Consider the following 14,022-nt stretch of genomic DNA (forward strand, 5'->3'; position numbering starts at 1 on the left):
AAAGGGGAGCTGGCACGTGATCAATCGGCGTCTGATTGTATGGCTGGCCATATGCTGGGCACTCGGTATCGCAGTAATTAATCAATCGGCAGCGATTATAGGACTGTGTGGCGTTGGGCTGGCGTTAATGCTCGCGGCAGCCGTCATGTTGAAGGAATCAACGAACCGTGCAGCGCTGCTGTGTTTCGTCGTTTTCTGTGCAGGCGGTTTATGGGCATCGTGGTCGGATCATCGAGGTGCGACTGGATTGTCCGATCTGTTGTCAGAAGCGGAGAGCGGCTATCCGCCGGTGACGTTCGATGTGGAGGTTGAAGGTACGATCGTATCTGCCGTTTCGGTGGACGGAGACAGTGTGCAATTTCAGCTTCATGCCTCGTCGATTCAGCTGAATAAACAATCCTCTCCACGGGTAATGAACGAAGTGATGCAGGTTCAATTGAAGCTGCTGACCGAAGAAGAACAGCAATATGCCTATACATGGCGGCGTGGTGAGCATATTCATGTGAATGGCGAGCTGCAGCGTCCGGCAGGTCCATCGAATGCGGGCGGCTTTAATTATCGCGCTTATTTGGAGTCGACGAATCACATTTATTGGCTGCTTCGAGCGAAAGGGGCGGACTCAGCTGTTGTAGCGCCAGGTTCTCCCTATACCGCGGCTGCATTCCTTGGCCGAATAGATGAGATACGAGACTGGCTTGGCGACAGAATGGAAGAGCTGTACACCGATGATCAAGCAGGTTATATGAAAGGGCTTGTGCTTGGCAGCAGCGACGATCTGAATCCGGATGTGTTCAGGCAGTTTTCAGCGCTCGGTCTAACGCATATATTAGCGATATCGGGACTTCATGTTGCGATTTTTCTATATGTCGTGCATGCGCTGCTTCGTTTGGCGCGATTGGCGAGGGAACGCTCTTTGCTTATTATGGCCGCGCTTACACCGCTCTACGTCCTCTTATCGGGCGCTTCGCCATCTGTTGTCCGTGCAGGTTTGATGGCGGTCATCGGTTTGCTCGCTGCGTACGCGAATCGATTGAAGGATGGACTGCATCTGTTGTCCGCATCGGCCATTCTTATGTTGTTATGGAATCCTTCTTACATACACAATGTCGGTTTTCAACTGTCCTATCTCGTTACAGCAGGATTAATCGTTGGTGTTTCTCCGGTACGGGCACTGCTGCCGCGCTGGAGAAGGGGGAAAGCGCTGCTTGACCTTGTTGTCGTGACGCTTGTGGCGCAGCTTGTTTCGTTTCCGATTTCCATCTATTACTTTAATCAATGGCATCCGCTGTCGATTCCGGCTAATTTCATCTTTGTGCCTTTCATCAGCTTCATTGTGATGCCGGTTGGAGCGGCGTCACTGGCGATCGGTCCAATATGGCCATTAGTCGGCCATTGGCTCGCTGCGGCAGGCCAGACGATGAACGGGCTCACCTTCATGCTCGTACAATATACGGCGGAGCTGCATGGCTGGCAGACCATATGGGCACAACCTCCCATCTGGTGGATTGTGCTCTGGTACGCGGCTTTGGGGATCGGCTTCAACGCTGCGGGACGCTGGTCGGGTCACGATATTACGAAGAGGGAACCAACATTGGTGAATGCTGCAGCCGACGCGATTACGATGCCGCTCACTGGCACCGATCATATGCTCGCGGCTTCGCGAGGGCGGCGGCCAATTGCAGCCTTTGCTGCAGCGCTAATGATAATTGCAGCTCTGTTAGCATCGGCTTGGATGCCGGATGCATTCGATCGTACGGCGCAATTCAGCAGTCTGGATATTGGTCAAGGTGACTCGCTTCTCATTCGAACCGGAAGCGGGAAGCATGTCTTGGTTGACGGCGGTGGTACGGTCGCTTTCGGGAGCAAGAAAGAAGCGTGGCAGGAAAGACGGGATCCATTCGAGGTTGGCCGCAAGGTGCTTGTTCCGCTGCTGAAGCAGCGCGGGGTGCATGCCATTGACTTGCTAGTCATTACGCATCTCGATTCGGATCATATCGGGGGTCTGCAGGCGGTGCTTGAATCGATTCCGGTTCGAACGATCTGGTGGAATGGAACGGTGAAGAAATCGGATGACGCGGTTAAGCTAATGCAAACCGCACTAGAGCTAGGTATTCCAATGTTGGAGGCGACCGCAGGAATGCGATGGCAGCCGGATAAGAGCGCTTCGCTTGATGTCCTATGGCCTGAATCTTCAGTAGAGCCGCTGCGCGAGGTCGAGGACCAGAACGAAAGCAGTGTAACGATGATGCTCACGTTGTATGGTAGAACTTTTCTGCTCACAGGAGATATTGGCGTGGCGTCCGAGCGGGCGCTGCTTGATCGTTTCAAGAGCTCGAACGCGTGCGCAGCCGCAGATGAGGATTCGAATCAAGCCTGGACAGCACTGACACGTAATAGTGGTGGGGGTTGTCTCGATGTCTTGAAGGTCGCGCATCATGGGAGTAGGGGATCCACATCGTCGGAGTGGTTGTCTTACTGGCATCCGTCTTATGCCATTATTTCGGTAGGTTACAATAATTTGTATCGTCACCCGAATGCGGAGACGCTGGAGCGATTGGCGGAGGAAGGTGTCGCGATATGGCGAACCGATCGGGATGGGGAGATAGATTTTGCGGTGAAGCCCGATGGAAGGATGTCGATTCGTTGGAGTCAATATAAGTGGAAATCCGGGCTGTAAGATACTGTAAACCCTTACTATGTACGGCGACCTCATTTTCTGTTATTCTAAAAGTTAGTTTGGTAGTTAAGTCATAGGGCCAACTTAATTCAATGCGATTTCTTTAATATAATTTTAGGAAGCGTGCAACCTTTGGAACCGTTAAGACGTCGATAAGGTTGTATGAGAGGGGGAACCTTCATTGGTGGAGCCTAGTCTCATCAGAGCGGCTCAATCGGGCGATCGCGACGCTCTCATCACCTTGTTGCGCGAGATTGAAACCCATGTGTATCGGACGGCCTATTATATATTAAATAATGAGCAGGACGCGATGGACGCCGCGCAAGAAGCACTGATCCGCATTTATACCAAAATCAATTCATACGAAGAGAAAGCTCAATTCAAAACGTGGATTCAGCGGATTGTAACGAACATATGTATCGATAAGTTTAGACGGAGCAAGCCGACGGTCTCAGTCGAGGAGCATGATCTTGTGTTCCAAGAGAAGTCGAACGTAGAAGACGAAGTGCTGTCGACTTTTACTGCGCAAGATATACGACAGGCGATTGAGATGCTTCCGTCGCATCATCGCGCTGTTGTCGTTTTACGCTACCTGCAGGATTTTTCATACAATGAGATTGCAGATTCACTCAATTTGCCACTCAACACAGTCAAATCCTATCTATTTAGAGCGAGACAACAGCTGCAGTCGCTACTTCACGAATATCAACAAGGAGGTGTCCGCGGATGAATTGTCAAGAGGTGATGGCTTATATGCAGAGGCAGCTGGATCATGATCTCGAAGATCATGAAGCTGAAGTGCTATTCGCACATATACGGCATTGCTCCGACTGCGCGGATACGTTCGAACGGCTAAAGCGATTGTCTCTTGAACTAGAAAGCTTGCCGAAGGTTGTGCCTGCCTTCAGTCTGGTTGACGCCATTATGCCTCAGCTTGATCAGCTTGTCCCAGAGATTAGCGCGGCTGTTGCCGAACCGGATCAGCCTGCTGAATCCGGCGTAACGAGCCGAAGAACGTCTAGAAAACGCGAGGGCGGATGGCTGCGGAACGTATCATGGACGGCAATCGGCGGCGTTGTAACAGCTGGTATCGTCGTCGGTCTAGTGCTCGTATTGGCAAATCCGATTACACCTTCGAAGTCCGATGACTCAGCCGAACTGAAGTCTGCGGAGATGAGTACGGCAACTGCCGACACCAGCGCGAGCTCGACCGAGGCTGCAGCGGATTCCGCCTTTGAGAAGAATGTTCACATCCAGTCGCCAGAGGTATCGACCAAAGGCGTCAATAAGGATAATGGCCGCAGCGTGACCGGGGGATCGGATGATGGTTCGGACGCTGCTGATGCCAATACGTTCACCGTACAGTCGCCTTATACGGACCTTCCGGCTGATCCGAGCGTAACGAACGATTATGAGGTTGCACCGCCGAAGCAGGATGTGAACGCCAATGCTGCAAGCACTGCGACTGAGACTTCGGGGGCGGCTGGAACGGCTGGCGAGGAAGCATTGAATAAGAAAGATGCACCTGCACTGATTGCGAAGGACCAGTATGGTGAACCGATGGCCATTACGAGTACGGGTGCTTCGAAGGAAGCGGATATCTCGAATGTATTGGTTTCGCCAAGCGGCACCCTATCGGCAGCAGTTGTCGATCAGGCGGTATTTGTTTACGCCGCTCAAGAAGGAACGGTGCTTCTCGACAGCGGGAAGATGACGGGCGAGATCAGCGGCCTGACATGGTCGGATGACAGCGTATCGTTGTTCTTCATCGTGAAGGATCAAGAAGGAACGACGACGCAATACAAGGTCGATACGAAAGACTGGTCGGTTAAGAAGCAATAAAACAACAGATGAATCGGCACACTTGCTGATGGCCTTGCGTATATTATATAGAAGGCGTCAGCGACGTTACCTTGACGTCGTATGACCATCGCCGCGGCAGGTGCCATGGACCTGCACGGCTGATGTTTATATAGATGTTCAGGGACAGAGGGATGGAGATCAATGCTCCATCCCTTTGTTGAGCTCGTAAGAATTTGTGCGTTTCCATCGTCTTCAGGAACAAGTGAATTCTTATTGGCGGTAACATCACCTCTTAACGCGGCAACGGTAGAGGTTTTCTCATGTTCATCAGGGGGAGGCGCCAATGGAAACAACAGAAGCTTTGAAGGAACTGAAGAGCGGGAAAATCCGTCCCGTCTATGCCGCTTATGGCAGCGACCGCTATCGGATGGAACAATTCGCTGCGCAGCTGGCGGACAAGTTATTTAACAAAGAAGAGCGGGAGCTTGGCATCGTCAAGTTCGATACATCGGAGTCTGCTATAGAGGAAGCTGCTGCTGAAGCGGAGACGCTGCCTTTCTTCGTCGACAAGAAGCTCATCATTATTCGGGATGCTTCGGTACTGGCTGCTGCAGGCGCGGGAGCAAAGGAAGGCAAGATCGAGCATCGTGCCGAACGGATGCTGGAGTATATCGAACAGCCGCTGGAATCGACGGTTGTACTGTTCATGGTGTATGCGGACAAGCTTGACGAGCGCCGTAAGCTTGTTAAGCGGCTGAAGGAGCAGGGAGCGCTCGTCAGCTTCAATGAGCTGGATGGGCCGGAGCTGCGTAGATGGGTCGTGCGCAGAGCTGCGGAACAAGGCCGTACGATGAAAGAGGATGCAGCGGAGCTGCTCGTCACGCGAACGGGAACTCGGCTGCAGCAGCTCGCACAAGAAACGGACAAGCTGTGTTTGTATGCAGGTGAAGGCGGGACGATTGATGTCACGAGCGTTGAACTGCTGACCGTCTCGACAGTCGAAGAGGATGTGTTCTCGCTCATCGATGCCATTGCAAGCATGCACAAAGACAAGGCGCTGCGTCTGTACCGAGATTTGCTGCTTCGGCGAGAAGAGCCGATTAAGATAGCTGCTCTTCTCGCGTCGCAGCTTCGTCTAATGCTTCAGGTGAAGGAGCTGTCAGGCCAACAGTACTCGCCTCAGCAAATCGCTTCGCATCTTAGCATTCATCCATTCCGGGTGAAGCTGGCTGCAGAGAAGTCGTCTCGATTGTCGGTACAGCGGCTGGGAGACAGTCTGTCCGAGCTGGCGGAGCTCGATTACCGGATGAAGACGGGTCAAGTAGACAAGACGCTGGGGCTCGAGCTGTTCCTTCTTTCGTTCGGCGTAATGAACAGCAGGAGCTAACAATAAAGAAGACTGCAAGCTTATGCTTGCAGTCTTCTTTATTGCGGTCAGCTGCGGTAATTCGTTCTACGTCATCAAGCGAGCGAGGTCGATTTAAGCGACAGACCAGCCAGACCGCTATCTATTATAGAAAATGAAAAAACGGCACTAAGTTCCGAGGAACTTAGCGCCGTCGTTCATTAAGCTTGTGCCGAAAGGGCATTCAGCTTTTTCGCCAGACGGGATTTCTTGCGGGCAGCCGCATTTTTATGGATCAGGCCTTTAGTAGCTGCTTTGTCCAGCTTCTTCGTAGCAGCGATGAGAGCAGCTTTAGCAGCAGCTACATCCGTGCTAGCGATTGCTTGGTCAGCAGATTTAACGGCCGTACGAAGTGCGGATTTTTGCGAAGCGTTCAGAGCGCGACGTTTCTCGCTTGTTTTCACGCGTTTGATAGCGGATTTAATGTTTGGCATCACATTCACCTCCTGTAAAAAGGGAAAAAACCCAATACTGCAACACAACTTAAAATATCTTATCACGGGCAAGCCCAAAAAGCAATAGCAACACAAGATGTATTGCGCTTGGCATCGCTGTCTTCCGCAATCCATCCATTATATCGCATTACGCACAAAACGCATAGAACCTTCTTCGCCATCGCACACTAAAGGCAAAGAAGGAAAGGGATGGTCATGCACATGGATCAACTCGATTTGAGTAAATATGACGTTCATACCGATCTTGCCCTAGAAGCGAAGGAAATGGCGGAGGCAGCAACCGGAGGCCCGATTCCAGGCGTTCTCTCCGATATGGCTGACGAGGACGGCATCAAAATTTCTCGCGTTCATGTCCAGACCGAGCAGGGTTCGCGAGCGATCGGCAAAATGCCGGGGCGTTACGTCACGATCGAAGTGCCGGATTTGCGTAAAGGCGACACGACGCTTCAAGATAAAGTGGCAACGAAATTCGCGCAAGAGTTCGAGGCATTCCTCGAACGTGCCGGCATCGGCAAGACGGCGAAAGTGCTAATAGTCGGTCTAGGCAACTGGAACGTAACGCCGGACGCGCTCGGGCCGCTTGTGGTCGAGAATGTAATGGTTACGAGGCAATTTTTCGAGCTTATGCCAGATCAAGTCGCGCCAGGTTATCGTCAAGTGAGCGCAGTGGCACCAGGCGTGCTTGGCATTACAGGCATCGAGTCGAGCGAAATCGTGCTGGGGATTGTCGAGAAAACAAAACCAGATGCGGTCATTGCGATCGACGCACTCGCCTCTAAGGCGTTGGAACGGGTCAATACGACGATTCAAATCGCAGATACAGGCATTCATCCGGGCTCGGGCATTGGCAACAAGCGCAAGGGGCTGACGCTGGACATTCTCGGCGTGCCCGTCGTTGCGATCGGCGTGCCGACCGTCGTGTTCGCATCTAATATCGTGAACGATAGCTTGCGGCTGCTGGAGGACCATCTGGCGAAGCATGCGAACAACGCCGGATCACAGGTGATGGGCCTTATGCACAAAATGGAAGAGAACGAGCGGCTTCAGCTCGTTCGCGAAGTGCTTCAGCCGCTTGGCCACGATCTGATCGTGACGCCGAAGGAAATCGATCAGTTCATCGAAGACATCGCCAACATCATCGCGAGCGGCTTGAATGCCTCGCTGCACGACGCAGTGGACACGTCTAACGTAGCTGCTTATACGCATTAACGACGAAACGATCATCTAACCATCTCGATCTCTCAGAGAGGCGCGAACCAGCGCCTCTCTTTTTTATGTCAAGAAATAAGCTTTGCCTAGCAAATTCTACTTCTATTTTTTTACTAGGAATCTCGAAAGAAAGCTATGCCAAAGGGGCACGTGTCTCTTGGCACACATTAATCTTCTAGAGGCTCCGTCTCTCAATCTGCTCTCTTGGCTCAGTCTAGAATGCTGCAGCTAATCGACTGAATCTTCAATGGGCGGTGACAGGTGGGTATGGTCGAACTAGGTGTGCGGACGATAGACCGTATCTAGATGTATTCGAATAAAAGCTTTGCCGCGGATGCGGCAAGTGCGGGCACACGTTCTCAAATAAACAAAGCTGCGTCCTTGTGAGGAGTCCAGAGGTAAAGGTTTCCGCATGGAAACCACATCGGGAGCGTATGCTTATGACCTTTGGGGCCCTCCCTTGCAGGGAGGGTTTGGGTGGGTAGAGCTCCTGAGGGTTTGGGTGGGTAGAAACTCTTGAGAGTTTGGCTGGGTAGAAAACTTGGTTCTATCACCTCTCTTATTCTCATAGGCTAGTAACAAGCTATGATCGGAAAGATAGGATAGGGAGGATGGACAGCAATGAAACGAATGATCGTAACGTTCAACTGGAGCAGAGGAAGCCGCAAATGGAGGAATCTGCTCGTAACGGGCCGTACATTCGCAATCATGTCGGTCAGTTCCATGGCTTTCTTCGTTGCAATCGGGCTCGGTGACATGCTTCATCAGCGTACGGCCGCATCGCCTGTTTCAACGATGAAAGGTTTTGCGGCGAACGTTTCCGGAAGCATGTTCTCGGATATGCTAGAGATGGAAGTGCCGGCATTCACGTCGGAGCATCAAGATTCAGGCAGCAGCGTGCTGTCGACGAAGCAGGTAAGCGCGTTCCTGCTTCAGCTCGTGACGGATATAAATCCTAACAATCCACAAAGTTTGCTTGCTAGAGAGCTGCCGGGTCTCTCATCGGACGAGCCGTTCCTCATCCGCAAAGGGTCAGGCAATGAAACGGCCATCGGGCCGGAAGATCACCCGCCTATCCCTGACAATACCCCTTCTGGTTCAAACGGCAATGCAGGTACTGGAAAAGGTGTTGCGGCACCCGATTCCCATGATCCTATTCCAGATGAAACGGACAATACACCGGAAACGACGGTTCCCGATACGAATAACCCTGGCAGCAAGGATGATCCACAGACGCCGCCTGCCGTTGATTCCAATCCGCCTGCCGATTCGACTGACGAGCAGCTCGTATTCATTTATCACTCTCACAATCGCGAGTCGTGGTTCCCTGTCGTTGGAGGCAACAGCGATGATCCGACGTCGACGAAGAAGAATATTACGCTCGTCGGCAAACGGATGGCAACGAAGCTGGAGGAGCTTGGAATCGGCGCATCGGACTCCGACTATGATTATCCGACGATGATCAAAAATTATAAATGGGTGCAATCGTACAAATACTCACGACAAATTGTTAAAGAGGCCCTGTCCGCTAACAAACAGCTGAAATATATTTTCGATATTCATCGCGATTCGCAGAAACGCAAATATACAACGACAACGATAAACGGCAAAGATTATGCACAGGTCTTTTTCATTATCGGTCAGGAGAATCCGGACTGGCGTCAGAATGAGAAGCTCGCGACAGAGATTCAGAAAGGGCTTGAAGCGAAGTATCCAGGCATCTCCCGCGGCATCTGGGGCAAGACGTCGAAGGAAGGCAACGGGGAATACAATCAGTCGTTGTCGACTGGCAGTCTCTTGATCGAGATTGGCGGCGTGGATAACACGCTGGAGGAATCGTATCGTACGGCGGATGCACTGGCAGAAGTTGTCGCCGATCTGTACTGGGGTGACGCGAAGAAAGTATCCGCGCCGAAGGAAAGCTGATACGGAAGGAAGGTACGCGAGATGAAGCGTGACGGATGGAAGTGGGCGCTCGCAGGCGGTGCCATTGCGCTGCTGATCGTATATGGACTCGATTCTGCGGATAATGGAATCCGCAATGTTTATGGTCCCGTTGGCGCGGATGTACAACCGCCTGCTGTCAATGGCGGCAGTCAGTTTGCTCCAGCGACGTCAAATACGACTGTTGAGAGGGACACGCCTGCAAGTAATGAAGGATTCGTGGAGAACAACAACAATAACAACAAGAACAACAATAGGATTGAATCTAATCCGAATAACAGCTACGCAGGCAACGAGAGGCTGCCTGGCGTTCCCTACGATACAAGCGAACCAACGGTGAACAAGTTGGCGGATGGCGCAGCGGGTGTGCTGCAGTCTGTATCGAGCGGCGGCATTAAGCTGTTTGTCTCCATGTTCGACGGCATTATGGATTGATGGTAGCTGCAGATGTCATGCGCAGTCGGTACAAACGGCTGACGTGCAATCCCAGAAAGCTTATGTTTCATCCGTGCTAAGCCTTGAATTTCTCCGGAATAAAACGCACTGCGCCGTTTATAGGACGGCGCAGTGCGTTTCAGCTTGAGCCATCCGTTGCCGCTTGGCCTCAATACTGCTATAATTAACGGGATATAGTTAGCACTTAGACAGTGTGGGGGTTACGCATGGCGGACGTTCGCGAACGACAGAAGAAAATAAGAAACTTTTCCATTATCGCCCATATCGACCACGGTAAGTCGACATTGGCGGATCGTATATTGGAATACACAGGAACACTCTCGACGCGTGAAATGCAAGAGCAGGTGCTCGATCAGATGGATCTCGAGCGGGAACGCGGCATTACGATTAAGCTGCAGGCTGTTCGACTCGGCTACAAAGCCGATGATGGTGAAGAGTACATTCTGAACCTGATCGATACGCCAGGGCACGTCGACTTCACGTACGAAGTATCTCGAAGCATGGCGGCCTGCGAAGGCGCGCTGCTTGTCGTTGACGCGGCACAAGGGATCGAAGCACAGACGCTGGCCAATGTATACTTGGCTCTCGACAGCAACCTCGAGATTTTGCCGGTCATCAACAAGATCGACCTTCCAAGCGCAGATCCGGAGAAGGTGAAGCAGGAGATCGAGGATGTTATCGGACTCGATGCTAGTGATGCCGTTCTTGCATCCGCGAAGGCGGGCATCGGCATTCGTGAGATTCTGGAACAGGTCGTTCAGAAGGTGCCAGCACCTACCGGCGATCCAGACCAGCCGCTTAAGGCACTTATCTTCGATTCGCACTACGATCCGTACAAGGGCGTTATCGTCTATGTACGCGTTATGGACGGCAGCATCAAAGCGGGCAAGAAGATCCGGTTCATGGCAACTGGCGCAGAGTTCGAAGTTATCGAGGTTGGCGCGTTCAAGCCTCGCATGTCGTCAGTTGATGAGCTGGCAGTCGGCGATGTAGGTTTCGTTGTTGCCGGCATCAAGAACGTGAAGGATACACGCGTCGGCGATACGATTACAGAATCGAAACGTCCAGCACCAGAACCGCTGCCGGGCTACCGCAAGATCAACCCGATGGTATTCTGCGGTCTGTATCCGATCGAATCGCAGGACTATAACGACCTTCGTGAAGCGCTCGAGAAGCTTGAACTGAACGACTCCTCGCTGCAATACGAGCCAGAGACGTCGACAGCACTTGGCTTCGGCTTCCGATGCGGCTTCCTTGGCCTTTTGCACATGGAAGTTATTCAGGAACGGATTGAGCGTGAATTCAACATTCCGCTTATTACGACGGCACCAAGCGTTGTGTATCATGTAACTTTGACCAACGGTGAAGTGCTCCGGATCGACAACCCGTCGAACTATCCGGAAGTCGGCAAGATCGAATACGTCGAGGAGCCTTACGTGAAAGCGGCCATCATTGTTCCGAACGATTATGTCGGTACGATCATGGAGCTGTGCCAAGGCAAACGCGGCGAATACGTGAACATGGAATACTTGGATACGAATCGCGTTACGCTCACGTACGAAATGCCATTGTCCGAGATCGTCTATGACTTCTTCGATCAGTTGAAGTCGCGTACGAAGGGCTATGCGTCATTCGATTACGAGATGCTTGGATACCGTCAATCGAACCTCGTGAAGATGGACATCATGCTCAACGGGGAGCAGGTCGACGCCTTGTCGATTATCGTTCACCGCGAGCGCGCTTATAACCGCGGCCGAATCATTTGTGAGAAGATGCGGGAGCTGATCCCTCGCCAGATGTTCGAGGTGCCGATTCAGGCATCGATCGGTACGAAGGTTATCGCTCGCGAGACTGTTAAGGCGATGCGAAAGAACGTACTTGCCAAGTGCTACGGCGGTGACATTAGCCGTAAGCGGAAGCTGCTCGAGAAGCAGAAGGAAGGCAAGAAGCGGATGAAGCAGGTCGGCAGCGTCGAAGTTCCGCAAGAAGCATTCATGGCGGTACTGAAGATCGACGAGGACTAAGCCGGCTGCTCGCAGCCGGTCATCACCGACAGGCCTCGATAGAGGTTTGCTCAAAATATAAGACTTTATTAAGTTACCACTTATACGTAGGCTTATATTTCTCCGGAATGAAACGTACTGTGCCGCTATAGGACGACGACATCTGTTTTAACTTGTGTCAATGCACGGACAGGGAGGGCGCTGCTCTTCCTGTCTTTTCACATATTAGAGGGCCATTCAAGCAGGCGACCGCCTGATGTAAGGAAGGTCCGGCAAGGAGGGCAAACGCCCAATGCTTATGCACGCGCCAAGAGCGCTTTACATCCATATCCCTTTCTGTACGAACAAATGTCATTACTGCGATTTCAACTCCTTCGTATTGAAGGGGCAGCCAGTCGATGCTTATCTCGATGCATTGGAGTCGGAGATGAAGCTGACGGTAGCCGCGCTGCCGCCAGAGACGATCGATACGGTATTCGTAGGCGGAGGTACGCCGACGGTTCTGACACCGCCGCAGATGAAGCGATTCCTGGATTCGGTGCATCGTCACTTCCCGCTGTCTCCGAATGTGGAGTTCTCGATGGAGGCGAACCCAGGTACGACGGATCTTGATAAGCTTACTGCGATGTATGAAGGCGGAGTCAATCGAATCAGCTTCGGCGTGCAATCGTTCGATAACGGATTGTTGGAGCGAATCGGCCGCATTCATAATACGGATGACGTCTATCGCAGCATCGAGAATGCGAAGAAGGCTGGTTTTACGAACCTGTCGATCGACCTGATGTTCGGATTGCCGAAGCAGACCGTCGAGCAGCTGTCCGACAGTGTCGATAAAGCACTTCAGCTTGATCTGACCCACTATTCGCTGTACAGCCTGAAGGTCGAAGAGAATACGTTGTTCCACAAGCTATACGAACGCAATGAGCTGCCTCTGCCGACCGAAGACGAGGAACTGGCGATGTTCATGGTCGTCATGAATAAGCTGAATGCCGCCGGCTACAAGCATTATGAGATCAGCAACTTCGCATTGCCAGGCAAGGAAAGCCGTCATAACTCTACTTATTGGCGCAATGAGCCATACTATGGACTCGGAGCAGGCGCACACGGTTACGCGCGCGGTGAACGGCATCTCAACATTAAAGGTGTTCAACCTTATATTGATGCAGCGAACAAGCGTCTGCCGCGTCTGGAGACGAATGCGATCTCGGATGCCGAAGCGATGGAAGACTTCATGATGGTCGGGCTGCGCCTTCTGCAAGGCGTCAGCGGAGATGCATTCAACCTTCAGTTCCCGGGTCATACGATGGAAGAAGTATTCGGCGAGCAGTTGAATCGTCTTGTGCGCGACGGCCTTCTAGAGGCGATTCCGAGCAACGGCGGCTACCGTCTGACGGAGAAAGGTATTCCGCTTGGCAACGAGGTTTTCGGCGCCTTTATCGGTGTACTGCCTGTCGGTTCCGAATAGTTAAAAAACAATCATTTTTGCTATTGAACATTCATTCGTTTCGATGTATATTTATTCATATTGTTTAGGATATCGCGAAACGGAGGGACGAACGTGAAGCAAGCAGTTGTAGTTTGCAGACCGGCGGCTGCAGAGGATGTTGACGTACTGTATCATCTTATTCAAGGCTACGCAGAGAAAGGAATTATGCTGCCGCGAAGCCGCGAAGCGCTCGCTAGAGCGATCGGCACCTTCGTTATCGCAGAGGTAGACGATGAGGTAGTCGGATGCGGGTCATTGTGCCAGTTGGGCAAGGATCTCGTGGAGATTCGTTCGCTGGGCATGACGGATGGATATAAGGGACTCGGAATCGGCAGCAAGATCGTTGATAAGTTAATGGAGATGGCACGAGAACAGGGACTTACGAGAGTGATGGCGCTAACGTATGCAGATTCATTCTTCGTGAAGAACGGGTTCCAGGTCGTGGATAAAGAGATTTTTCCCGAAAAAGTATGGGCCGATTGTGTCAACTGTCCGAAGCAGCACAATTGCGACGAAATAGCTGTACTCAAAGTACTGAACTGACTTGACAATCGTCAAGTTGGTTTGGTATTTTTGTATTGACG

The 14,022-nt window shown here is 51.9% G+C and carries 11 protein-coding genes; 10 read left to right on the plus strand and 1 reads right to left on the minus strand.

Going from position 1 to position 14,022, the window contains the following annotated elements; all coding sequences use genetic code 11:
- The first annotated feature begins 16 nt into the window (after positions 1–16).
- From SBI19_RS21790 to holA, 4 genes are all read left to right on the plus strand, one after another.
- Positions 17–2,677: a DNA internalization-related competence protein ComEC/Rec2 gene (locus tag SBI19_RS21790; RefSeq protein WP_317971628.1), complete on the plus strand. Its 2,661-nt coding sequence runs from the start codon at positions 17–19 to the stop codon at positions 2,675–2,677.
- A 181-nt stretch (positions 2,678–2,858) separates the two neighbouring features.
- Positions 2,859–3,407, plus strand: coding sequence for an RNA polymerase sigma factor (locus tag SBI19_RS21795; protein WP_317971629.1), 549 nt, complete (start codon positions 2,859–2,861; stop codon positions 3,405–3,407).
- Positions 3,404–4,519, plus strand: a complete 1,116-nt coding sequence (locus tag SBI19_RS21800) for an anti-sigma factor family protein (RefSeq protein ID WP_317971630.1) — start codon at positions 3,404–3,406, stop codon at positions 4,517–4,519. Before SBI19_RS21795 ends, SBI19_RS21800 begins: the two co-directional genes overlap by 4 nt.
- Positions 4,520–4,823: 304 nt before the next feature.
- Entirely contained in the window at positions 4,824–5,867 is a 1,044-nt protein-coding gene (holA, locus tag SBI19_RS21805) for a DNA polymerase III subunit delta (protein ID WP_317971631.1), read from the plus strand.
- A 179-nt stretch (positions 5,868–6,046) separates the two neighbouring features.
- Here the strand turns inward: holA and rpsT are convergent, their stop codons facing one another.
- Positions 6,047–6,319 carry a 30S ribosomal protein S20 gene (gene rpsT, locus SBI19_RS21810; protein ID WP_317971632.1) on the minus strand — a complete coding sequence of 91 codons (273 nt, stop codon included), beginning with the start codon at positions 6,317–6,319 and terminating at the stop codon, positions 6,047–6,049.
- Positions 6,320–6,541: 222 nt separating this feature from the next.
- Between rpsT and gpr the strand changes: the two genes are divergently transcribed.
- From gpr to SBI19_RS21840, 6 genes are all read left to right on the plus strand, one after another.
- Positions 6,542–7,549 (plus strand): GPR endopeptidase, encoded by a 1,008-nt coding sequence (gene gpr / locus SBI19_RS21815; RefSeq protein ID WP_317971633.1) that lies wholly within the window; start codon positions 6,542–6,544, stop codon positions 7,547–7,549.
- Between the two features lie 621 nt (positions 7,550–8,170).
- On the plus strand, positions 8,171–9,475 hold the full coding sequence (gene spoIIP, locus SBI19_RS21820; RefSeq protein ID WP_317971634.1) for a stage II sporulation protein P: 1,305 nt from the start codon (positions 8,171–8,173) through the stop codon (positions 9,473–9,475).
- Positions 9,476–9,496: 21 nt separating this feature from the next.
- Entirely contained in the window at positions 9,497–9,928 is a 432-nt protein-coding gene (locus tag SBI19_RS21825; RefSeq protein ID WP_317971635.1) for a hypothetical protein, read from the plus strand.
- 227 nt (positions 9,929–10,155) lie between these two features.
- Positions 10,156–11,973, plus strand: coding sequence for a translation elongation factor 4 (lepA, locus tag SBI19_RS21830; RefSeq protein ID WP_317971636.1), 1,818 nt, complete (start codon positions 10,156–10,158; stop codon positions 11,971–11,973).
- 271 nt (positions 11,974–12,244) lie between these two features.
- Positions 12,245–13,417, plus strand: a complete 1,173-nt coding sequence (gene hemW, locus SBI19_RS21835; protein ID WP_317971637.1) for a radical SAM family heme chaperone HemW — start codon at positions 12,245–12,247, stop codon at positions 13,415–13,417.
- Between the two features lie 93 nt (positions 13,418–13,510).
- Positions 13,511–13,981 (plus strand): N-acetyltransferase, encoded by a 471-nt coding sequence (locus SBI19_RS21840; protein ID WP_317971638.1) that lies wholly within the window; start codon positions 13,511–13,513, stop codon positions 13,979–13,981.
- Positions 13,982–14,022 lie beyond the last annotated feature (41 nt).

This window comes from Paenibacillus sp. CCS19, from assembly GCF_033239625.1.
Classification (GTDB): Bacteria; Bacillota; Bacilli; order Paenibacillales; family Paenibacillaceae; genus Paenibacillus_T.

Bases quoted from the DNA above. Each gene is read 5' to 3' on its own strand.
- spoIIP (WP_317971634.1), top strand. From the start codon at position 8,171: ATGAAACGAATGATCGTAACGTTCAACTGGAGCAGAGGAAGCCGCAAA.
- rpsT (WP_317971632.1), bottom strand. From the start codon at position 6,319: ATGCCAAACATTAAATCCGCTATCAAACGCGTGAAAACAAGCGAGAAA.
- gpr (WP_317971633.1), top strand. From the start codon at position 6,542: ATGGATCAACTCGATTTGAGTAAATATGACGTTCATACCGATCTTGCC.
- holA (WP_317971631.1), top strand. From the start codon at position 4,824: ATGGAAACAACAGAAGCTTTGAAGGAACTGAAGAGCGGGAAAATCCGT.
- SBI19_RS21800 (WP_317971630.1), top strand. From the start codon at position 3,404: ATGAATTGTCAAGAGGTGATGGCTTATATGCAGAGGCAGCTGGATCAT.
- lepA (WP_317971636.1), top strand. From the start codon at position 10,156: ATGGCGGACGTTCGCGAACGACAGAAGAAAATAAGAAACTTTTCCATT.
- hemW (WP_317971637.1), top strand. From the start codon at position 12,245: ATGCTTATGCACGCGCCAAGAGCGCTTTACATCCATATCCCTTTCTGT.
- SBI19_RS21825 (WP_317971635.1), top strand. From the start codon at position 9,497: ATGAAGCGTGACGGATGGAAGTGGGCGCTCGCAGGCGGTGCCATTGCG.